This window comes from Nonomuraea sp. NPDC049129 (assembly GCF_040648495.1).
Classification (GTDB): domain Bacteria; phylum Actinomycetota; class Actinomycetes; order Streptosporangiales; family Streptosporangiaceae; genus Nonomuraea.
In genome coordinates this window covers 60,059-81,135 of sequence record NZ_JBEZDU010000006.1, presented here as the reverse complement: position 1 = coordinate 81,135, position 21,077 = coordinate 60,059, and the positions used below count along the sequence as shown (strand labels likewise).

Sequence of the window (21,077 nt, the reverse complement as noted above, 5' to 3'; positions counted from 1 at the left end):
CAGGTTTCTGGCTTGCCTGGCCCTGGTAGGTCGCACCCGCATCAGCCGTAGGACCATGATCACGGGACATATACGGGATGATCTTGGGGGTGTTTTCCCAGGCTACTCAGGGATTTATTGGTCTCCATGGTGTAGCTGAGCCGATCGTTCAGACCATGCAGTCCCTCGTCGTCTTCGACCGCGACAGCTCCTCGGCCGACCCATCCCACCGCTGATTGGTTTAGTCCCGCAGTTGAAAGGCAGGATCGGACTCATCCCCAGTCGCAGGAGTAGCCGTAGTGGCTCGTCCCCACCGGGTGGCCCACGGGGAGCGGCTCGCCGGTGAGCGGCGGTATCTCGACCACGTCCCAGTCGAGCAGGCCGTCGGCGGTGAAATGCTCGCCGAGGTTGATCGAGCCGGCGAACCGCCCGTCCGAATAGGTGAAGAGGCAAAGGTCTACGCCGAAGGGAGGTTCCTCCACCTCCGCCACCACCGGAGCCATGAGCCATGAGCAGGCCCAGCGGACCTCGTCCGGATGAGTGGTGACAACGGACTCGGTATGGAGGAACGAGCCTGACCCCGCCTCCAGATGGAGTTCGTAGTACGAGAAGGGAGGTTCCTTCTCCAGTACGTCGATGCGGCCGGTGTCATCGGCCAAGGCGTCCAGAGTGGCGACTCCAGCGCGCGCGGCGGGATTGCCGGGATCCGCTTCCAGCACTCGCGCGTAGAGGGCGTGTGCTTCGTCCCGCCTGCGAGCGAGGGTGTGGTCGTCCTCGCCCTGCGCGATCGCGTGGTCATCATCGATCTGCCAGTACGCGATCTGCTGGACGAGCCGCCCGGCGAGCATGACGGCGGCGAGCCGATCGTCGGGGCGGGCGCGCAAGGCGGCGCGGAGCCACGGCTCCTCCGGCCAAGTAGCGAGGCACTCCCCGTCCATGGCGTCTTCCAGAGAGTCGGTCCTGAGCATGCACAGCAGGCGGCCTAGCTCGCGAGCGGCGTCCGGATCCCCCGCAGTCGCCGCGGCCCGCAGCCTCGTGACCAACTCCTCAGTGATCGCCATGGCACGCCATGCTAGCCGGATGATCAGGTCGTGGGCCCATAGTGAGCTGTAATGATCAAGGTGATTCTGGGCGCGGGTCTGAGCCATGCGGTAGGAGCTGGTACTGGTGGGTGCCGACCGCGTGATGCGCAGATCGCCGGTAGCGGCGATCCGCGCATCACGGTCGTGCCGATCCCTACTGCGGGGTGGCTGCGGGAACCGGGCGTACGGCGAGCGACTGGCTCAGCGGGCGCTTCCCACCGGTGCTGAACGGCGATCCGGGAGCCTGCTTCAGCGTGCCGCCGGATCCGATCGCGAACGCGACCACCTGGCTCGTGTCCTGGATGTTGGCGAAGACGTCCCGGCCGTCCGGTGTGATCGCGACCGCCGCGGTGCCGGCAGTGGGGGCGGGCGAGTCGGCGGTCGGCGTGAGCGAGCCGTCCGCGTGGATCGTGAAGCCGAGCAGGCCGCCGGGGGGCGAGCCGGTGTCGAGGTTGGCGCTGACGTACAGGTGCTGCCCATCGGGCGTGACCTTGAGACCGACCGGGAACGGCACGGAGACCGGCAACCCGGGCACGGGTTTCAGCGAGCCATCCTTACCGACCCGGAACCCCTGCACGTTCTGCGCGACGTTCGAGGTCACGTACAACAGGCCGCCGTCCGGGCTCATCGTGATCCCGTAGTTGGCCGGCCCGGCCTTCGCCACGTCCTGCGGGGGTCCGAGCGAGCCGTCCGGCAGCACGGCATATCTGGTGATGGGCCGCGCCGGGCTGTCTTCGGTCTCGTCCGCGTCCGCGTACGAGAGGTAGAGGAAGCGCCCGTCGGGGGACAGCACCGTCTGCTTCGGGTGGTCCGAGGTGGTGCGGAATACGGCGAACCGGCTGGGCGTGCCATCGGCTCCGATGCGGTACGCCGAAATGGTCCGGTCGGCGGTGTCAGTGACGTACAGGGTGCGGCCGTTGGGCGCGACCGTCGCCCCCCACGGCTCCTTCCCGGTCTCGACGAGCAGCGGATGCGGCTGGAGCGCGCCCCGCACTCCCACTCGGAACACCGCCAGCGTGCTCGAGTCGCTGTTGACGACGTACGCGGTGGCCCCATTCGGGGTGAGGGCTATGCCCCGCGGGGTGCAGCCGGGGCCTGTGCCCTCCAGGGTGCAACCGCCGGTGGACACGGGCGTGCCCAGTGGCGACAGGGTGCCCCCCGGGCCGATCGCCAGGGACGAGACATCACCGGAGACCGCGTTGGTGACGTAGAGCACGCCGCCGGAGGGTGGCAACACCGGGTCCGCAGCGGCCGGGGACGGCGCGAGAGCAGGGACGCAGAGCAGTGCGGCGGCCAGGACGGCAGCACGCGCTCTCCTGAATACGGATGACACGAACGTCTCCTTCATCACTCCTTGAACCTGATTTGCCGACACCCTCATAGGCGTTCCACCGGGGTGCCATGCCGTTCCATGGGCTCGTTCCGCCGTCCCTACAGAGGTAGCGGCCGACGGTTCGGCGGAACGTGGCGAGAAACGCGCTCGGTGACAACCGGCGCCGGCGGTCTTGCCTCTACCTGGCACAGCGCCTTGCCCGAGCCTGGCCCGCTCGTGGTCGTGCAGTCGGTCCACGACGCGCCCCGTTTCCATATGGACATTGAGACCGACGACGTCATGAGCGTGAGCTCATGACGTCTGCGCAATCAGGTATTGGAGCTCATGCCGCCGTCCCCGCATAGTGGGCGCATGACGCCTTCCTTGCAGGTCGCGGTCATCGGCGACTACGACAAGACATACACCCCGCACGTGGCTACCGACGATGCGCTGCGCCACGCCGCCGACCACCTCGGGATCGAGATCGAGGTCCGCTGGCTGGCCACCGAGCCGCTCGAAGCGGACCTGTCCGCCGTCCGCGCCGCGGACGTGCTGTGGTGCGCTCCTGGGAGCCCGTACCGCAGCCTGCGCGGCGCACTGGCCGCGCTCCGGCACGGCCGCGAGCACGGCGTCCCCACCCTGGGGACGTGCGGCGGATGCCAGCACATCATTCTCGAGTACGCCCGCCACGTGCTCGGGTTCGAGGACGCGCAGCACGCCGAGTACGACCCCTACGCCTCCAGCCTGTTCGTCACCGAGTTGGCCTGCTCGCTCGCCGGCCGGACCATGCCCGTCACGCTCACGCCCGGCTCCCTGGTGGCCGACGTGTACGGGCGCGAGGAGGCCAAGGAGCAGTACTACTGCAACTTCGGCCTCAATCCCGCTTACCAGAGCGCCCTGCACGTGGGCGGACTACGGGTGACGGGCGTGGACGACACCGGCGAGGCCCGGGTGCTGGAGATTTCCGGCCACCCGTACTATCTGGCCACACTGTTCGTGCCGCAGACGAGCTCGTGGCCCGGGCGCCCGCACCCGCTGGTCGTGGGACTGCTGCGCGCGGCGCTATGACGTTCACGCAGCTCAGGATCCTCCAGGCGGTCGCGCGTACGGGCAACATGACCCGCGCGGCCGAGGAGCTGAGCACCACGCAGTCTGCGGTCAGCCACGCCGTGCGGGGCCTGGAGAGGGAGCTTGGGCTGGCCCTCCTCAGCAGGGGCGGCCACGGGGTGAGCCTGACCGCGGCCGGGCGGGCTGTCTGCCGCCGCGCCGCGCTCATCCTCACCCAGCTCGAAGCCCTGGAGCAGGAGGCGGCCGCGGCGCGCGGGGACGGTCGCGGCAGCCTGCGCGTCGGCGCCATCCCCAGTGCCAACGCCCGCCTGCTGCCGCAGATCCTGCGGACGTTCGGCGAAGCGCATCCGCACGTGCGGCTCACCGTGATCGAGGGGTCGGACGGGGAGGTACTCGACTGGCTGCAGACCGGGGCCGCCGACATCGGCACCCTGACGGCCGGGGCCGTCTCCGCCAGCGTGCCCGATCTGGTCATGCGCCCGCTGGTCACCGACCAGATGCTGGCCGCCCTACCCAGCGGCCACGACCTGGCCGTACGCCACAGCGTGCCGGTCGCGGACCTGGCCCGGCAGCCGTTCATCATGTCGACGGGCGGATGCGAGCCGCTTATCACGGCGCTCGCGCGGGAAGCAGGCACGAGCCTGCGCTGCCACTATCGAGTCCGCGACACCAACAGCATCCTCGCCATGGTCGCCGAAGGGCTCGGCGTGAGCATCCTGCCCGAGCTCTCCCTACCCGCTCACCACCCTGGCGTTCACACCATCCCTCTCGAACCGGCCTCCGTGCGCACTATCCTGCTGGCCTTCCCGGCCGACCCGCTCCCTGCGGCCACCGCACTCCTCGACCATGCGCTCGAAACGGTCTGAAGCACGCTGGCGCTCTCTACCGCAAGCCCCCAGCGCTTCCACTCCTCAGCGACATCGTCTTCCAAAGGGTGCGTGCAGACACGTGAGCCCGTACGGCCGAAAACCGTTTGCCCCGCTTGGCGGGCTCAGGGGAATGTGGTGTCCATGAGGCTCTGACGGACAGCACCCCACTAATCCGAGATGCCACGGCGCCGGCTCGCGCCGTGATGCCGCCCGCCCATCCCCCTGTTCAGCGAAGAGAGCGTCTTTGTCTCAGCAACACTCCCAGCTGCCGTCCACCCCGGCCACGGGGTCGGCCAGCGTCACCGTGTTCGCCTCCCCCACCAGCTGGATCGAGTCCGATGCCGTCGCGCAATGCCATCAGGTGGCCGCCCTCGACGGCATGATGCACGTCGCCGCCATGCCAGACCTGCACCCCGGCAAGGGCGCCCCCATCGGCGCCGCCATGGCGTCGACCATCCTGTACCCGTTCCTGGTGGGCTCCGACATCGGTTGTGGCATCGCCGTGTTCCCCGTCAAGCTCAAGCGCACCGTACCCGAGAAGCTCGCCGCCCGGTTCCCCGACCTCGATCGCGCGCTCGACCCTGAGCGGGATGTCGACGACCCGGCCTGGGCCGTTGTAAAGGGTGATATTCCCGCCGGTCACGTCGAGGGTCTCGGGACGGTCGGCCGAGGTAACCACTTCGTCGAGCTGGCGCGAATCGGGACCGTCTTCGAGCCGGACCACGCGAGCCGACTCGGACTCGCCACCGATGACCTGGTCCTCATCGTCCACAGCGGTTCCCGAGGGCTGGGCGAACGGATCCTGCGCGCTCACACCGAGGTCCACGGCGCGGGCCCCGCCCCTGATCCCGATGCCTACCTGGCAATGCATGACGACGCCGTACGCTGGGGATCACTCAACCGGCGGCTGCTGGCCGCCCGGGTCGCCCATGCCCTGAGGACCGAGCCCACCGAGCCGATCATCGACCAGTGCCACAACCTGGTCGAAATCCGCGACGGGATCTACCTGCACCGCAAGGGAGCGGCGCCGGGTGACGGCCGCGACGTGCTCATCGCCGGTACGCGCGGCACCCCTTCCTATCTTGTGGCCGCCCACGCCGGGCCGGACGCCGGCCATTCCGTGGCGCACGGCGCGGGTCGCAAGATGTCCCGTGCCGACGCCCTGCGGCGCGGGCGGGCCAAGCACACGGTCGAAGAACTGCGCCGCACACCGATGGGATCTCTGGTGGTGTGCGGCGACCGCCAGTTGCTCTTCGAGGAGGCGCCGACAGCGTACAAGCGCATCGAGCAGGTGATCGCCGACCTCGTCGAGCACGACCTGGCCACGCCCGTGGCCACCACGATCCCGCTGGTCACCTACAAGACGCCTGATCTCGGGCCGGCGTCCCGGAGGGACCACCGGGACCAGCGCCGCAAGCGGGGGCGGCCGTGAGCGTCCACCCGGCCGAGAGCGTCCACCTGCTCCTGTCGGCCGGGCGCGGCCCGCAAGAGTGTGCCTGGGCACTGGCCCAGCTGCTGCACCGCCTGGAAGCCGACGCCACCCAGCAGAATCTGGAGACTCACCGGGCCCATATCGCTCCCGGTGACCGGCCCGGCACCTACCGATCGGTCCTCATCCGGATCGCAGGAGACGACGCCGAGGCGTTCGCCGCCTCATGGACCGGAACTCTGTGCTGGCAGGCGCCCAGCCCCTACCGGGTCAACACCGGCCGGAAGAACTGGTACGTCATCTCCCAACCGTGCCAGGTCGACGCCCCGCGCACGACGTTCGCGGAAGAAGACGTCGACATCGTCGCCTGCCGCACCGGCGGCCCCGGCGGTCAACATCGCAACAAGGCCAGCACGGCCGTACGAGCGACCCACCGGCCCACGGGGATCGTCGTCGTGGTCGACACCGAGCGGCAGTTCAGTCTCAATCGCCGGATCGCCATGCGGCTGCTGCGGGAGCGCCTAGAGCATGGCGACGAGGCGGCGGAGCGCGCCGTCACCGCCGCCCGGTGGCGTATCCACGATGAGCTCGTACGCGGCGACCCCACCCGCGTCGAACGCCCGGAACCGTCGAAGCAGGACCTGATCCCGCAGGTGCGGACACGCCGGCGACGGTGACAGTCCACCCCGACCACGTCCACCGCTCTGGGTCAGGTGGAGATCGACAACCTCGGATCGACCAGGCGCTCGTTGCGCGGGTGGTGGATGTGGAAGTCCGGCATCGGCACCGCCGGTAGCTGGCCGAACGCTCCAGCCATATACCGCACCAGTCCCCTGCACCTCTCCGGATCGAACACCTCTTCATCGGTATCCTCGACGGTGCCCCCGATGACGACGTGGTCGTTGCGCGGGAACAGGTACCCGTTCTGGCCATACAGGTATTCAAGGTTGACCTGCGGCCGCAACATCGCGAGCTGTCCTCTAAGTGAGAGCATTTCGGAGTCGTTCCACAGCTCCTTCGCGCCGAGCCCGGTGCAGTTGATGATCACCTTCTGCGTCAAGGACGTGAGCACGTCCGCGCTGTTGATGAATCTCCGATTCACGAACGTGACGCCGCGCGCCCTCAGGTCGCGTTCCAGCCTGGGTATGAAGATGGGCGGTTCGACGAGCAACGTCCGGTACCTGTATCCGGATGTGTTGTGCCCCTCGAACGGCAGACGCTGCAGGTATTCGCGCTGCGGCAACAGCCCTGGCACGAGGTCGTGCACCACCTCGATACCTGAGGTGGCGTTGACGCTGTAGTTGTCACACTCGGAGACGCCGAAGTCCTTGCCGATGCAGGCCTTGAACATCGTGTAGGCGGTTCTGATGATGTATTGGAGCTCCTGGACCTTCGTGAATTCCTTGGAATACTCCAAGATGGACACGGCCCATTGGCCGCCGGCCTTGTACGACGTGGTGTCGACCGGCTTGCGGTCGGAGTAGATGGTGACGTTGAGGCCGAGGTCGAGCAGCAGCGTGGCGGCGGTCATCCCCATGACGCCGGCGCCGAGCACCGCGACCTCCCTTTCGACCGTCCCGGTCTCGGTCTGGCGCCGGAGCACCATGTCGCGCACCTTGGCGGCACAGCCCCAGCTCAACGTGATGCCTCCGCCGCCATGGCCATAGTTGTGGACGACGAACTTGTCTCCCAGCACCTCCTTGTCGAGCCGGTAGGACCCTTTGCGGTAGGGCCTCAGACCTGCGACGCACGCGCCCGGTTGATGAGGATCGAAGGTGAAATCCGGGGTGGGCAGGTTAGGGAGTGTGCTCACACCACGCTCGTCCAGCAGCATTTCCGACCTCCGATGAGTACTGCCCTGCGCGGTATGCCTACCCGCGTGTTCGCTCCACTACTCTGGGTAAGCATCCCAAGCGGCCGGACGATCCGCGCCTGTCCCCATCCGACTGAGCTGCCGTACGGCGGGCGTTTCCAGGAGCGTCATCGTGCCCTTCACCGTTGCCGACTACATCCTCAAGCGGCTTAGCCAGCAGCAGGTCGACACTCTGTTCGGCGTGCCCGCAACGTACTGTGCGCCGCTGTTCGACGCCGTAGGCGCGCACAACATCAAGCCGGTCGTGACCGCCACCGACCTCGAAGCGGGTTACGCGGCCGACGGCTACGCGCGTACGAGGGGGCTCGGCGCCGTCGCGGTGGCCAACGGTGTCGGCATGCTCAGCATGATCAACGCCATCGCCGGCGCGTACGTCGAGCGCAGTCCGGTCGTCGTCCTGAACGGCGGCCCGAACGCCGCCAACCTGGCCAACCTGAAGGACTTCGACGTCCTGTTCTCACACTCGACCGGCCAGCCGGACGGGGACCTCAACGCCTATCGGCTGGTCACCGCGAGTGCGGCCCGCGCCGAGCGGGCCACCGACGTGCCCGCGCTGGTCGACCACGCGATCTCGACGGCGATCAGGAGGAAGCGGCCCGTCTACATCGAGATCGACCGGACCATCTGGACGGCGCCCTGTACGCCCCCCGCCGGGACACTGTCCGTCACCAACCCGGCGGCGGGCACCGAGCAGCAGCTCGCCACCACGATCGTCGGCCTCGTCCGCGCCGCCGCGAAGCCGGTGCTCATGGTGGGCACCGAGATCCAGCGCTACGGGCTGGCCGACAAGGTGGCCGAGCTGATCGCCAAGCTCGGTGTCTTGTGGGTGACCCAGGTGCCGGCCAAGTCGGTGCTTTCCGAACAGGAAGACGGCTGGGCCGGGGTCTTCGCCCCGCCGAACTCCCAGCCCGCCGCCGTCCAGGAGGCCGACCTCATCGTGATGCTCGGCTGCGTCTTCCCCAGCAGCTACGCCTCGTTCGTCCGCGACGGCACCAACCGCATCGTCATCGCCTACGACGGCAAGGTGAAGATCAAAAACGGGAGCAAGCAGAACGCGGAGATCACCGCCCTGGTGAGCGCACTCGTGGCCGAGGCGGCCAAGGAGGCGCCAGAGCCCCTGCCCGTGGCCGTTGACCCGGCCCTGCCCGCCGCCTCGGGCCCGCTGACCTATGGCCAGGTGTTCGACCGCATCGGCGCCGCCCTGGACACCTCATGGCTCGTGATCCCCGACACCTTCCTCGGCGGCGCCTCAGCCGCGAACCTGCCGGTCAAGGGCCGCGACGGGTTCCTGTGCGGCGCTGTGTGGGCCTCCATCGGCCATTCCGTGGCCGCCGCGGTCGGCGCGTCCTTCGGGTCGAGCCGGCGCCCTCTGGTCATCTGCGGGGACGGCGGCTTCCACATGACCGCCCAGGCACTGTCCACGTTCGCGCGCTACGGCCGCAACCCCGTCGTCGTGGTCATCGACAACGGCATCTATGGCCTGGAGCAGTACCTCATCGACGCGCACTACTTCAGCGATCCCAGCGTGCCGCCGAAGCCCTACGTCCTGCTCAACCAATGGGACTTCGTCAAGCTGGCCAACGGCCTCGGCGTCCGGTCCACCCACTCCGTCGACACTGCGGCGGAGCTCGACCAGGCGCTCGCCACCGTGAAGACATCCAGGGCCCCGGCGCTGATCATCGCGAAGGTCAACCCGCGCGGCCTGCCGGCGCAGTTGCCCTGACCCGCGGGGTGGCTCTCAGCTCTCAGTCCCGCGGCGGCTGGATATGCCGCCGGCCCACCTATGAGCGGATCGCGAGCAGGCTCACCAGGAGGGTGGTCAGTTCCGCCAGGGACAGTTCGCGTCCCCGTGCCGTCAGGCGTTCGTACTCGTCCTGCGGGAGGGCTTCGCGTACGGCGGCGGCCTCGCGGGGGCCATCCCTCGGGTCCATCAGCTCGGGGGAGAAGCCCACCCGGCGGCCGACCGCCTCCACGCCGCCCATCAGCACGGCTGCCTGCTCAGCCTGGCCGGTCAGTACGAGGGCGTGGGCGGCGGTGTGGATGAGCACGAGCCTGGAGGTGACGTCCTGGTGACGGTCGAGCGCGTTCAGGATGCCGGCGGCGATCTCCAGGGCGCGCCGGCCGTCGCCACGATCGCACGCGGTCTTCATGGCGGCCCACGCGGCGGAGCCGGCCGCCCAGTCGTGGCCGCAGGAGTCAGCGGTCGTGATGGCTTCGGCCAGGATCGCGGCAGCGGTCGGAAGATCTCCTAGAACGCGGGCGAGCGTGCCCTGAACCATCAGCGCCTCGGCCACCAGCCAGTCCTCGCCGGCCCGCCGGGCGAGTTCGACCGCGCTGCGGGCGAGCGCCGGAGCGTCAACGGGCATTCCGGCGAATACGCCGAAGTGCGACTGGTAGACCCGCGCGGAAGCCTCGACCACCAGGTCACCGGCCTCCCGTGCCTCCTGCTCCGCCAGCACGACGGACTCGTACGCCTGCGCCGGATTCCCGGCCAGGTAGCTGAGCCCGCTGACGGCGAGCCGGGCCCTCCCCCGGACCGCCGGCTCGGCGTGCGGCGCCGCGGCGAAAGCCTTCGACATCCAGGACAGGCCTTCGGCGATGTGGCCCATGCGGTACCAGAACCAGTACAGGGCTCCGCCCAATCGCAGCGCGTAGTCGCCATCACCGGCGGCCAGCGCGGAGGCGAAGGCGGCGCGGAACTCCGGCTGCTCCCGGGTCAGCCGGCCCAGCAGCACGGCCGCCTGAGGGCCGTGGAGCCCACGCTCGGCGCTCTCCGCCTGGGCCAGGACCCAGGCGCGGTGCCGTTGCTGGGTCCGCGCGAGGTCGTCAAGGTCGAGTTCGCGCAGCGCGTACTGACGCAGCGTCTCCAGCAGCCGGTAGCGGCGTGGAGCGGTCCCGGGCTCGACACCGACCAGCGACTTGCGGACCAGGGCCGACAAGGGAGGCAGCACGGGAGTCTGGCCTCCCACCACGCCCGCGGCATCGAGGTCGAACCCGGCGGCGAACACGCTCAGCCGGTGGAAGAGCCGCCGTTCCTCGGGTTCGAGCAGCCGGTGGCTCCAGGCGATCGTGGACTCCAGCGCACGATGCCGGGCGGGCAGGTCGACAGGGCCGCCGACCAGGATGCCGAAACGGTTTTCCAAGGCGTCGGCGATCTGGCCGATGGAGAGCATCCGGCATTGCGCGGCGGCCAGTTCGATGGCGAGCGGAATGCCGTCGAGGCCGGCGCAGAGCCCGGGGATCCGGTCGAGGTCGTCCATGTCGGGGGACCATGTGGACAGCGCGGCAGCCCGTTCCCGGAAGAGTTCGGCGCCATCGCCGTCAGGGTCGAGCGGCCGTACCTCATAGACCGCCTCGCCCTCGACGCCCAGCGCTTCGCGGCTGGTGGCCAGTACCCGCAGGCCGCCGCAGCGGCTCAGCAGCACACCGGTCAGGGTGGTGACCGCGTCCAGAAGGTGTTCGCAGTTGTCGAGGACCAGCAGCAGTCGCCGTCCGGCGAGCACGGCCGACAGGTCTTCGGCCGAGGATGCCCCGGGGATGCCGACGGCGGTCCCGATCGTGGCGGGCAGCAGCTCGGGTGAGGTGAGGCCGGCCAGTTCGACCAGCCACGGCCCGTCGGTGCTGTCGGTACGGGCTCTGGCCGTCTCCAGCGCGAGGCGGGTCTTGCCCACTCCGCCCGGGCCGGTGAGGGTGACCAGCCGGTACTCGGTCAGCAGACGCTCCACGGCGGCGATGTCGTCCGTACGTCCGAGCAGGCTGGTCAAAGCGAACGGCAGGTTACCGACGGGCGCCGTCGCCGGACGGTTGTCAGGAACGACGGGAGCGGCGCCGCCGGCGGAGCGGGCGGGCGGCGGGTCGAGCCGGGGGTCCTGGGCGAGCACCGCGGACTCCAGGTCGCATAACGCGGGTCCGGGGTCGATGCCCAGCTCGTCCGCGAGCCGTCGCCGTGCCGTGCGCAGCGCCGCCATCGCATCAGCTTGCCGCCCGGACCGGTACAGGGCGAGGACGAGAAGTTCCCAGCCGCGTTCGCGCAGCGGTTGCTCGGCCACCAGGGCCTCCAGCTCGCCGACCGCCGCGGCGTGCCTGCCCAGGTTGATGGTGGCGGCCAGCCGGTCCTCGTACGCGGCCGCACGCAGGTCCTCCAGCCGGGCCGCTTCCGTGAAGGCGAAACCGGCCCCGTCGAAGTCCGCGTAGGCGGGACCACGCCACAGCTCCAGTGCCTCGGTGAGCACTTCCACGGCGGGGCCCGGTCTGCCGCCGTCCAAGGCCCGCCGCCCCGCCGCGGCGAGGTCGGCGAAGCGCTCGGCGTCTATGGCGGATGGATCCGTCCGCAGCGCGTATCCCGTCCCCTCACGGACCAGCAGCCGGGCCGGAGCGCCGGCCGGGCGTTCCGGCTCCAGGGCCCGGCGCAGCTGGGAGATGTACGCGTGGAGGGTCGTCGGTGAGGAGGGCGGCGAGCCTTCCCACACCTGGGATGTGATCCGCTCGGCGGAGACCATCCTGCCCCCGGCGATCAGCAGGACCGCAAGGATCGCCCGCTGCCGCAGACCCCCCAGGCCGACCGCCCGTCCCGCCAGCTCGGCCCGGAGAGGACCGAGCACCCCGAACCGCACAATATCGGGAGCGACCCCACCCATCGGCCTCCCTCTCGCACTTTATGAAGATCTCCTGCGAGAGTAACCGAAGGGTTGCGGCCCAGGAAGGGGCGGGAACGGGTGCCTGGTGCGGCTGTGGAGAGGGTCAGCTCGAGCAGGTGGCCGTGACCGAGACGTACCGGCGGACGGCGCCGCCGTTCGTGGCCGTCACCGTGAGCATGTCGCGGCTGAAGGCGTCGGAGTCCGTGTCCAGGCTGGTCGAGACCGACACCCCAGTGGCGGCGGTGATCTTGATCGTGCCGGTCAGCATCGTGGGGGCGTACGAAGGGCACATGACCAGGAAGGATTTGGTGGCGCCGGGCTCGACCCAGACCGCGTTGCCCGCGCCGGCCGTCGCCGCCGAGGCCGGAGCCGCGATGGCCGTCAGCCCACCGGCCACGGCGGTCGCCAGGATGATGCCCGCGGTGATGTTCTTGAACATGATGATGTCCTTTCTCTCCATCCCTTGGGGGACGGTTTCGGGTTTCGGATGCCGAGGCTCGGGATGAGCCGCGACGTCATTGACCGGCCGGGATCTGCTCCCGGGCCGGAAGTCGGAGGTGGGCCGGGCCGCCGCCGGGACGCGGCCGGAGCACCCGGGCCAGGACGCCGGGCGACAACAGGAGCTGTGGAGGGGCCTGCAGGTTGGCGACGCTCAGGAAGGCCTGCCCGACCACCGGGTCCGCTTCCGCGGCCACATGGAGGCGGGCGATGTAGCGGTTGAGCAGCTTCACGCGCAGCGGGCGTGGCGCCTCGACGGACGGGAACCGCAGATCACCACCGACCGACAGGTCCCAGGGCACGTCGATGATCCGCGCAGCCCGCTCGAAGAAGCGGCGGGCCAGGCCGTCGCGCCGGCCGTCCGCCAAGCACTCACGCAGGGCGACGGCCTCGCAGGCGGCCACCGTCATGCCCTGCCCGTAGCTGGGATTGAACTGGCACAGGGCGTCGCCGAACACCACATAGCCCTCGGGGAAACGGCCCATCCGTTCGTAGCGGCGCCGGATGCTCACGGGAATGCGCATCCGCCGCGGCTCCCCCAGCGGTTCCAGGCGCTCCAGGAGGCGGTGCAGGTCCGGGACCGGAAGCCGGGCGGCGAACCCGTGGTACCCGTCCGGGTCGACGGGTGGGACATCGTCGCCCATGCCGAACAGGGTGACGAGCCAGCGGTCTCCCTCGCCGCTGAGTGCGACGCCGCCCCTGGGGACCGACGCGCTGTGCCCCACCACCATGGCGACGAAGTCGGCGTCGCCCGGCCGCCTGCGGTACTCACGGGAGACGTACTGCAGCCCGGAGTCGACACGCTCCTCCGGCGCGGGCTCGTATCCCAGCCGGCGCAGCCACTCCGCGCCCCGGTTTCCCCGGCCCACGGCGTTCACCACGAGATCGGCCGCCATGTCCTCGGGCTGGTGCCCCGAACGCTGCAGGCGTACTCCGGTGACCGCGCCGTCCCTGCCGGTGATCGGCTCGACCACCTCGCAGCGTTCGTGGATCACCACGCCGGGAAGATCCGCGACGCGGTACCGCAGGTACCGTTCGAGTTCCGGCCGGCTCACCGTCAGGCCGCGCAGCCGCGAAGGCGCTGGGTGCAGCAGCCGGCCGTCGTTGTACCAGCGGACGTCGTCCTGGATGTCGCAGGTGGTGGCGCCGGCGGCGACCAGGTCCGCCGTCAGCCGGGGGAACAGCTCCTCGAGGATCTCGCAGCCCCGGGACAGCAGCCCGTGCGCGTGATGCCCCTGCGGCACACCCCGCCGGGGGACACCCTGGGCGGGCAATGCGTCGCGGTCGATCACCGTGACCCGGTCGAACGTCTCGCGCAGCACCCGGGCCGCCAGGAGCCCGCCGATCCCCGCTCCCGCGACGACGGCGTGTCCGGTGGGCGGGTGTCCGATGCTCATCCGCTTGATCATGATTCACCTCGTTGTCCGGCCGCCCGGACCAGGCGGCGCCGCGTTCACAACAACGAGAGTGGGCCGGCCCGCTTCGAGGCCGGTGGGAACCGGCTTTCCCAGCGACTTCCAAGGCTTCCAAGCCTCAAGGCGTGGAAGGCCCGATCAGCGGATCAACGAGGTGAGCAGGGCGCTCGCGTCCCGCCGGGACATCGCGCGCCCGTGGGCCGCATGACGTTCGTACTCCTCCGGCGGAAGTGCCCCGCGTACGGCGGCGGCCTCGCGCGGCCCGTCCAACGGGTCCATCAGCTCCGGGGAGACTCCGGCTCGCTTGCCGATGGCCTCCACGGCCCCCATGAGCACGGCCGCGTGCTCGGCCTGCCCGGTCAGCGCGAGGGCGCGGGCCGCGCTGTGCACCGTCACCAGCCAGAAGGAGATGTCTCCGTACCGGTCCATCGTGGCCAGGATGTCCGCCGCGATGGCCAGCGCCCGAGCACCGTCCCCGCGGTCCGAGGCCGTCTTCATCTCGCACCAGGCCGCCCCGTCCGCCGCCCAGTCGTGGCCACTGGCGCGAGCGGCTCCGATGGCCTCCTGGAAGACGCTGTCGGCGCCCGGCAGATCGCCCAGCAGCCGCAGGACCATGCCCTGGATCATGAGCGTTTCCGCTTCCAGCCAGTCCAGGGCGCTGCGCCGGGCCACCTCGACGGCCTCGCGGGCGAGAGTCTCGGCGTCGAGCGCCGCCCCGGTCAGCAGCCCCAGGTAGGCGGCGTACGCGGTCGCGAGCGCCTCCGTCACCGGGTCGCCTGCCTGATGGGCCTCCTCCATCGCCGAACGGGCCGCCTGGTACGCCTGTGGCGGCTGTCCGGCCAGGTAGTGCAGTCCCACGACCGCGAACCGGGCACGCGCCCGGACATCCGCGCCGGCTCGCGGGGCCGCCGCGAACGCCTCGGACAGCCAGGCCAGACCCTCCGCGACATGACCCATGCGGAACCAGAACCAGAACAGCGCGCCGCCCAGCCGTAGCGCGTACTCGCCGTCACCTGCCGCCAGTGACGAGGCGAACGCGGCCCGGAACTCCGCCTGATCGCGGCTCAGCCCGTTCAGCAACGCCGCTCCCTGCGGGCCGCGGAGATGACGTTCGGCGTTCTCGGCCCGGGCCAGGGCCCAGGCGCGGTGGCGTTCCCGCGCCCGGGCCAGCTCGTCGGTGGAGAGCGAGGCCAGGGCGTACTGGCGCAAGGTCTCCAGCATCCGGTAGCGGCGTGGTGCCGTGCCGGTTTCCGCGGTGACCAGCGATTTGCGGACCAACGCCAGCAGCGGCGCCAGGACGGGATCGACTCCTCCCACTGCGGCGGCCGCCTCCAGGTCGAAGCCGGCTTCGAACACGCCGAGCCGGTGGAAGAGCCGGCGTTCGGCCGGCCGCAGCAGTTGATCGCTCCAGGCGACCGTGTCCAGTAGCGTGCGATGACGGTCCGGCCGTCCGGCTGATCCGTCCACCAGCAAGGTGAAGCGGTCCGCTACGGCATCGGCTATCTGGGCCACGGACAGCGCCCGGCTCTGCGCGGCGGCGAGTTCGATGGCCAGCGGGATGCCGTCGAGCCGTACGCACAGGGCGGCGATCCTTTCCCTGTCGCCCGGCTCGGCCGCCCAGCCGGGCGAGACGGCTGCCGCACGGCGCAGGAACAGGTCCGCGGCCTCCGTGGCGGCATCCAGGGGCGGTACTTCGTACACCATTTCCCCCGAGATGCCCAGGGGTTCGCGGCTGGTGCACAGCATCCGTACGGTGCCGCAGCGGGTCAGCAGGGTGTGGACCAGCATGGCGGCGGGGACCAGCAGATGCTCGCAGTTGTCCAGGACGATCAGCATGTCACGGTCGGCGATCATCCCGGCCAGCTGATCGGGGGACGCCGCGGTGGGCAGCCCCAGGGCGGCGGCCATGGTCCCGGTGAGCAGTTCGGGTGCGTGCAGACCTGCCAGTTCCACGAGCCAGGGCCCGTCGGCGTCGGTACGGGCGCGTGCGACCTCCAAGGCCAGGCGGGTCTTGCCGACCCCGCCCGGGCCGGTGAGCGTGACCAGCCGGTGCCCGTCCAGCAGGGACGCGACGGCCGTGAGGTCACCGCCGCGGCCGACGAAGCTGGACAGCGCGAACGGCAGATTGCCCGAGGGCTGCGCCGGAGCCGCGGCCGGAGGGTATGACATGCGAGTGGGCTCAGCCGGCACCGGCGCGAGCCGCGGGTCCTGGGCGAGTACGGCCGCCTCCAGGTCGCGCAGGCCGCGTCCCGGGTCGATGCCCAGCTCGTCGGCCAGCCTTCTGCGTACCGCTCGAAGGGTGGCGAGCGCGTCGGCCTGCCGTCCTGACCGGTATAAGGCGAGGACGAGCAACTCCCAGCCGCGCTCACGCAGCGGTTGCTCGGCGATCATCGCTTCCAGCTCGCCTACGGCAGCGGCGTGCTCCCCCGACGCGATGACGGCCGCAAGCCGGTCCTCGCGGATGGTGGCCCGCAGATCCTCCAGCCTGGTCGCGTCGGGCACCGCGAAGGCGGCTCCGCCGAAGTCGGCATAGGCCGGGCCCCGCCACAGCGCGAGCGCCTGTCCGAGCAGGTCCGCGGCGAGTCTCGGTTCGCCGCCGTCCAACGCGCGCCGGCCACGAGCGGCCAGATCGGTGAAGCGCTCGGCGTCAACCGCGGCGGGTACCGCCCGAAGGGCGTATCCGGGCCCCTCGCGTACCAGCAACCGGGCCGGCGCGCCGGGCGCTCTTTCCGGCTCCAGCGTCCTGCGCAGATCGGCGACGTATCCATGGAGTGTCGTCAGGGAGGGAGGTCGCGAGCCCTCCCACACTTCGGTCAGGATCCGCTCCGCCGAGACGCTCCTGCCCCGCGCGATCAGCAGCAGCGCCAGCACGGCCCGCTGGCGAGGTCCGCCAAGCCCTGCCGGGCGACCGCCGACCTCGGCCCGGAGCGGCCCGAGAACGCCGAATCTCACGTCCTCGGCCACCACGCTCACCAGCAGACCTCCCGCCGCACCAAACGCGCTGTGAGAATATCTTCCGCATCCTGAAGCGCCGCAAAACTCGCGTGTCGGGCGGCTCCTGCGCTGCCTCGAACCATGTGACCGGAGGGGTTGATGCTGAGATGACGGCAGAGCGACCGATGCCCACACAGGACGACGTGCTCGGGTACTTCGACACGCTGTCGAACTGGGGACGGTGGGGCGACGACGACGAGCTCGGCACTCTGAACCACATCACCGACGACGTCCGGCTGGCGGCGGCGCGGGCCGTGCGCCACGGCAGGAGTGTGTCGTGCGCGTGGGAGGTTGCCGTGCCGGAGGAGATGGAGCGGTCGACGACGACGTGCCCGTGCGCCGCCGACATGCCAGGTGCCGAGAACATGCCGCTGCCCGGATTCCGCAACGACCGACACTGGGGTTATTCGAACGAGCGGCTCGGCATCATGTTCCACGGCAACACCGTCACCCACATCGACTCGCCGTGCCACATCTTCTGGGACGGCATGATGTACAACGGGCGGTCGCACTCGTTGGTCGACGCCGCGACGGGATCGGCGTGGGCGGCCGTCACTGCGGCGGCGAACGGGATCATCACGCGTGGCGTCCTGCTGGACATCGCGAGGGTCCGCGATGTGCCGTGGCTGGAACCGGGGCAGGGTGTGTATCCCGACGATCTCGAGGAGGCCGAGCGTCGCCAGGGTGTGCGGGTGCGAGCCGGCGATGCGGTACTCCTGCGGACCGGCTATGGCCGCGTCCGGCACGAGGCCGGTGCGGCCGGCGGCTTCACGCAGGCCGGCTGGCACGCGTCCTGCCTGCCGTGGCTGCATGAACGGGGAGTGGCGCTGATCGGCGCTGACACCCCCCAGGACGTTCAGCCGTCCGGGTACGACGACGTGCTGATGCCGGTTCACGCCGTGAGCCTCGTCGCGATGGGTCTGTGGCTGCTCGACAACTGCGACCTGGAGGCGTGCGCGACGACGGCTGCCGAGCTCGGCCAGTGGGACTTCCACCTCGCGGTCGCGCCGGTCCGCTTCGCCGGTACGTCCGGCAGCCCAGTCAACCCGATCGCCACATTCTGACCCCGGTGCTGCGCGAGTCGAGCGACCTCGCGCCGCTCAGCCGCGCTGACGCTCCTCCCGCTGTCGGAGCAGCTCCTCGACCGCGCTCGGCAGAGTCGTCTCGAAGTCGATCAGCTTCGCCCAGGTCGGGGTCACGACGATCCGGACCATGCCGTCGTGGTAGAGGGAACGCACCTCCGTCTCCCACTCGACCCGTTGCTCGGGCGTCATCTCATAGGTGCTGGTCGTCTGGAGGTATTCATCGGGGATGCCATCGACGAAGTCCAGCTCGGCCCGACCTCGGATGAGCAAGATCTTGGGCGGGTGCACCTCGGTGTCGATCGTCAGGGCGACCATCGGGTTCTCGCTCAAGGCCTGAAGCTTCGGAGCGTTCTTCGGAGTGCACATGACGATCTCCGAGCCGTTCCAGGCAAAGATGATCGGGATGTTGCGGGGTGTGCCGTCCTTGGCGACGTAGGCCAAGCGGGTCACGTCGCGGGCCAGCAGTTCTTGGCTGATCGGCCGGTTCAGAATCTCGGTGATCTCGTACGGTTGCACGGTCATCCCTCTCATTGTCGTTTTCTCGGTGGACAGCGCACTTCACGGTGCCGAACTCGTCGGCGAGGCGGCGCGGTACGAGGACAGTTGCCGGCTGGTCCGACGGAGCGGCCGAACCGGATCCGACAGCCGCAGGCCTGGGCTGAGGGCCGCGGTGACGGCGAGCGCCGCCACGGCCATCAGGCCCATCGCCGCGCCCGCGGGTACGTACTGGGCGATCAGGCCGGCCAGCGTGGCGCCGATCGCCTGCATCGCCTTCATGCCGCTGACGTGCAGGCCCAGCGCCTGGCCGCGGACGTCCTCGCCGGTCAGCGCGATCAGGCGCTCCTGCAGCAGCAGCGTGGAGGCGAAGCCGACCGAGGCCACCGCCGCGGCGCCGGCCAAGACCGGCGTGCCGAGCGGCAGCGCGAACAGCAGGTACGGAGCCGCGAGCAGGAACCGCAACGGGGTGACGAACCGCCCGCGCACCCCCGGCGGCACGAACCGCCCGGCCGCCAGATCGCCGAACAGCATCCCCAGCGCCGCCGCCACGAACAATACGGCGGCCGCCCCAGGCGCGTACGGCACGAACAGCGCCTCGCAGCCCACCACCAGCCCGTTGGGCACCCATATCGACAGATAGACGGCCCGGCGGGCACGCGTGGACAGCAGGTGACGATTGACCCGCCAGGTGGCCGCGACGGACGGACGCCCGACCGACCGCGCCGGCCGGGCGCCGAGCCCGCACCGCAGCACCAGCGCGGCGACGAAGGCCAGCGCCGCACCGATGGCCAACGTCATGCGCGGCGACACCACCGCCAGCAGGACGCCACCGACCGCGAACCCGGCGATCTGCATCGCGCCGACCGAGATGTTGAGCACCGAGCGGCCGAGCACGTACCCGTCCGGCGGCACGATGTCGCTGAGCAGCCCATACCGGACGCCGCTGCCGATCGAGTTGACCAGGCCCAGCGCGAGGATGACCGCGAACATCGCCCACAACGGCATGCCCGGCGCGGCCAGCGCCGCACTGGCCGCGCCGCCGGCGAGCGCGGTCAGTGTCAGCGCCGTACGCGGCCGCACCCGATCGGCCACCGACAGCAGCAGGGTGGCGCCGACCAACTCGGCGAACGACGGTCCGAACATGCCCAGCGCCGCCAGCAGCGCCGAGTCCGTACGGGCGTACACCAGCGTGGCGAGCGCCAGCCCGTTCAGCGTGGTCGAGGCGACCTGCGCGCACGAGGCCGTGAACAGCGGCGTGAACTCGGGCATTCGGAACAGTTCCCGGTACGTGTACATATCGGCGACCCCCAGGTGATCTCACCGCCGAGTCTGCCCATGAGGTGCCACATGCGTCTAATGCCACTATTGGCGAAAATCCATAGATACCCTTGATGAATGCTCGATATCGTCCGGCTGCGCGTCCTGGCCGCGGTCGCGGCCCACGGCTCGGTCACCGAAGCCGCCAAGGCCCTGCACTACTCGCAGCCCTCGATCAGCCACCACCTGGCTCGGCTGGAGGCGGCGACCGGCGCCAGGCTCATCCAGCGCGTGGGGCGCGGCATCCGGCTCACCCCCGAAGGGGAACTGCTCGCCCGCCGCGCCACGGAGATCGTCGGCCGGGTCGACGCCGCCGACGCCGAACTGGCCGCCCAGCTCGGGCTGCGGACCGGCCGGGTCCGGCTCGTCGCCTTCAGCTCCGCCCTGAGCGTCCTGGTCCCCCCGGCGGCCGTGGCCCTGCGCGAGTCGTACCCGAACATCGAGCTGCACCTCGGCGACGCCCATCCCACGGCCGCCCGCCGGATGCTGCGCGAGGGATCGGCTGACCTGGCCATCATGTTCTCGTACGAGGACACGATGCCGGACGACGGCATCCGCTACTCCTACCTGCTCGACGACCCGGTGTACCTGCTCAGCCGCGAGTCCGGGCAGACCCTCACCGACCACCGGGACTCGGCCTGGATCGCCGGGTGCCCGAACTGCCGCGGCGACCTCGTCCGGACCTGCGAGGACGCCGGGTTCACCCCGCGCATCGCCTACAGTAGCGACGACATCCTCGTCCAGCAGGCCTTCGTCGCCGCCGGGCTGGGCGTCACCACCATGCCGGGACTGGCCCTGCGCACCCACCACGCGGACGGAGTCAAGGCCACCGAACTGACCGCCGCGCGGCGCCGGATCCACCTGGCGGCGTTCGGCGAGCCACCCGACCCGCCCGCCACCACCGCCTTCATCACCGCCCTGCGCACCACCCTCGACGAGCGCCCCTCGAAGAAGGCTGTGAGCGACATCACGCGTTGACCGTGACATAAGGGTGTCGCGGCGTGGCGGCACGGTTGGCTGC

General features: G+C 70.3%; 16 protein-coding genes. 7 read left to right on the top strand and 9 right to left on the bottom strand.

Annotated elements, in window-relative coordinates; translation table 11 throughout:
• Positions 1-251: 251 nt before the first annotated feature.
• Together AB0B64_RS19550 and AB0B64_RS19545 are read right to left on the bottom strand one after the other, a co-directional pair.
• A complete protein-coding gene (locus AB0B64_RS19550) occupies positions 252-1,040 on the bottom strand; it encodes a hypothetical protein (RefSeq protein ID WP_358178792.1) in 789 nt (262 codons plus the stop codon).
• 175 nt (positions 1,041-1,215) lie between these two features.
• Complete coding sequence (locus AB0B64_RS19545) at positions 1,216-2,394, bottom strand: beta-propeller fold lactonase family protein (RefSeq protein ID WP_358178790.1); 1,179 nt, start codon at positions 2,392-2,394, stop codon at positions 1,216-1,218.
• Between the two features lie 351 nt (positions 2,395-2,745).
• Here AB0B64_RS19545 and AB0B64_RS19540 point away from each other — a divergent pair, with 351 nt between their 5' ends.
• From AB0B64_RS19540 to prfH, 4 genes are all read left to right on the top strand, one after another.
• Complete coding sequence (locus AB0B64_RS19540; RefSeq protein ID WP_357943629.1) at positions 2,746-3,441, top strand: hypothetical protein; 696 nt, start codon at positions 2,746-2,748, stop codon at positions 3,439-3,441.
• Positions 3,438-4,307, top strand: a complete 870-nt coding sequence (locus AB0B64_RS19535) for a LysR family transcriptional regulator (RefSeq protein WP_358178788.1) — start codon at positions 3,438-3,440, stop codon at positions 4,305-4,307. The genes AB0B64_RS19540 and AB0B64_RS19535 overlap by 4 nt, the downstream gene beginning before the upstream one ends.
• Before the next feature lie 247 nt (positions 4,308-4,554).
• On the top strand, positions 4,555-5,742 hold the full coding sequence (locus tag AB0B64_RS19530) for an RNA ligase RtcB family protein (RefSeq protein WP_358178786.1): 1,188 nt from the start codon (positions 4,555-4,557) through the stop codon (positions 5,740-5,742).
• On the top strand, positions 5,739-6,416 hold the full coding sequence (gene prfH / locus AB0B64_RS19525; protein ID WP_358178784.1) for a peptide chain release factor H: 678 nt from the start codon (positions 5,739-5,741) through the stop codon (positions 6,414-6,416). The genes AB0B64_RS19530 and prfH overlap by 4 nt, the downstream gene beginning before the upstream one ends.
• A gap of 32 nt (positions 6,417-6,448) precedes the next feature.
• On the opposite strand, the gene AB0B64_RS19520 is transcribed toward prfH, so the two are convergent.
• Positions 6,449-7,573 (bottom strand): FAD-dependent oxidoreductase, encoded by a 1,125-nt coding sequence (locus AB0B64_RS19520; RefSeq protein WP_358178782.1) that lies wholly within the window; start codon positions 7,571-7,573, stop codon positions 6,449-6,451.
• 151 nt (positions 7,574-7,724) lie between these two features.
• On the opposite strand from AB0B64_RS19520, the gene AB0B64_RS19515 reads away from it, so the two are divergent.
• The gene (locus AB0B64_RS19515) at positions 7,725-9,335 is read left to right on the top strand and encodes a thiamine pyrophosphate-dependent enzyme (protein WP_358178780.1); all 1,611 of its coding nucleotides are present in this window, start codon (positions 7,725-7,727) and stop codon (positions 9,333-9,335) included.
• Between the two features lie 58 nt (positions 9,336-9,393).
• On the opposite strand, the gene AB0B64_RS19510 is transcribed toward AB0B64_RS19515, so the two are convergent.
• The 4 genes from AB0B64_RS19510 to AB0B64_RS19495 all read right to left on the bottom strand — a co-directional run bounded on the left by AB0B64_RS19510 (position 9,394) and on the right by AB0B64_RS19495 (position 17,135).
• Positions 9,394-12,213: a BTAD domain-containing putative transcriptional regulator gene (locus tag AB0B64_RS19510; RefSeq protein ID WP_358178778.1), complete on the bottom strand. Its 2,820-nt coding sequence runs from the start codon at positions 12,211-12,213 to the stop codon at positions 9,394-9,396.
• 139 nt (positions 12,214-12,352) lie between these two features.
• Complete coding sequence (locus AB0B64_RS19505) at positions 12,353-12,688, bottom strand: hypothetical protein (RefSeq protein ID WP_357943615.1); 336 nt, start codon at positions 12,686-12,688, stop codon at positions 12,353-12,355.
• Positions 12,689-12,764: 76 nt separating this feature from the next.
• Positions 12,765-14,144 (bottom strand): FAD-binding monooxygenase, encoded by a 1,380-nt coding sequence (locus AB0B64_RS19500; RefSeq protein ID WP_357943613.1) that lies wholly within the window; start codon positions 14,142-14,144, stop codon positions 12,765-12,767.
• A gap of 156 nt (positions 14,145-14,300) precedes the next feature.
• Entirely contained in the window at positions 14,301-17,135 is a 2,835-nt protein-coding gene (locus tag AB0B64_RS19495) for a BTAD domain-containing putative transcriptional regulator (protein ID WP_357943611.1), read from the bottom strand.
• Between the two features lie 146 nt (positions 17,136-17,281).
• Here AB0B64_RS19495 and AB0B64_RS19490 point away from each other — a divergent pair, with 146 nt between their 5' ends.
• Positions 17,282-18,220: a cyclase family protein gene (locus tag AB0B64_RS19490; protein WP_358178776.1), complete on the top strand. Its 939-nt coding sequence runs from the start codon at positions 17,282-17,284 to the stop codon at positions 18,218-18,220.
• Between the two features lie 36 nt (positions 18,221-18,256).
• On the opposite strand, the gene AB0B64_RS19485 is transcribed toward AB0B64_RS19490, so the two are convergent.
• Together AB0B64_RS19485 and AB0B64_RS19480 are read right to left on the bottom strand one after the other, a co-directional pair.
• Positions 18,257-18,763, bottom strand: a complete 507-nt coding sequence (locus AB0B64_RS19485; RefSeq protein ID WP_358178774.1) for a pyridoxamine 5'-phosphate oxidase family protein — start codon at positions 18,761-18,763, stop codon at positions 18,257-18,259.
• 36 nt (positions 18,764-18,799) lie between these two features.
• Positions 18,800-20,008 carry an MFS transporter gene (locus AB0B64_RS19480; protein WP_358178772.1) on the bottom strand — a complete coding sequence of 403 codons (1,209 nt, stop codon included), beginning with the start codon at positions 20,006-20,008 and terminating at the stop codon, positions 18,800-18,802.
• 126 nt (positions 20,009-20,134) lie between these two features.
• On the opposite strand from AB0B64_RS19480, the gene AB0B64_RS19475 reads away from it, so the two are divergent.
• On the top strand, positions 20,135-21,034 hold the full coding sequence (locus tag AB0B64_RS19475) for a LysR family transcriptional regulator (RefSeq protein ID WP_357943603.1): 900 nt from the start codon (positions 20,135-20,137) through the stop codon (positions 21,032-21,034).
• Positions 21,035-21,077: the final 43 nt, after the last annotated feature.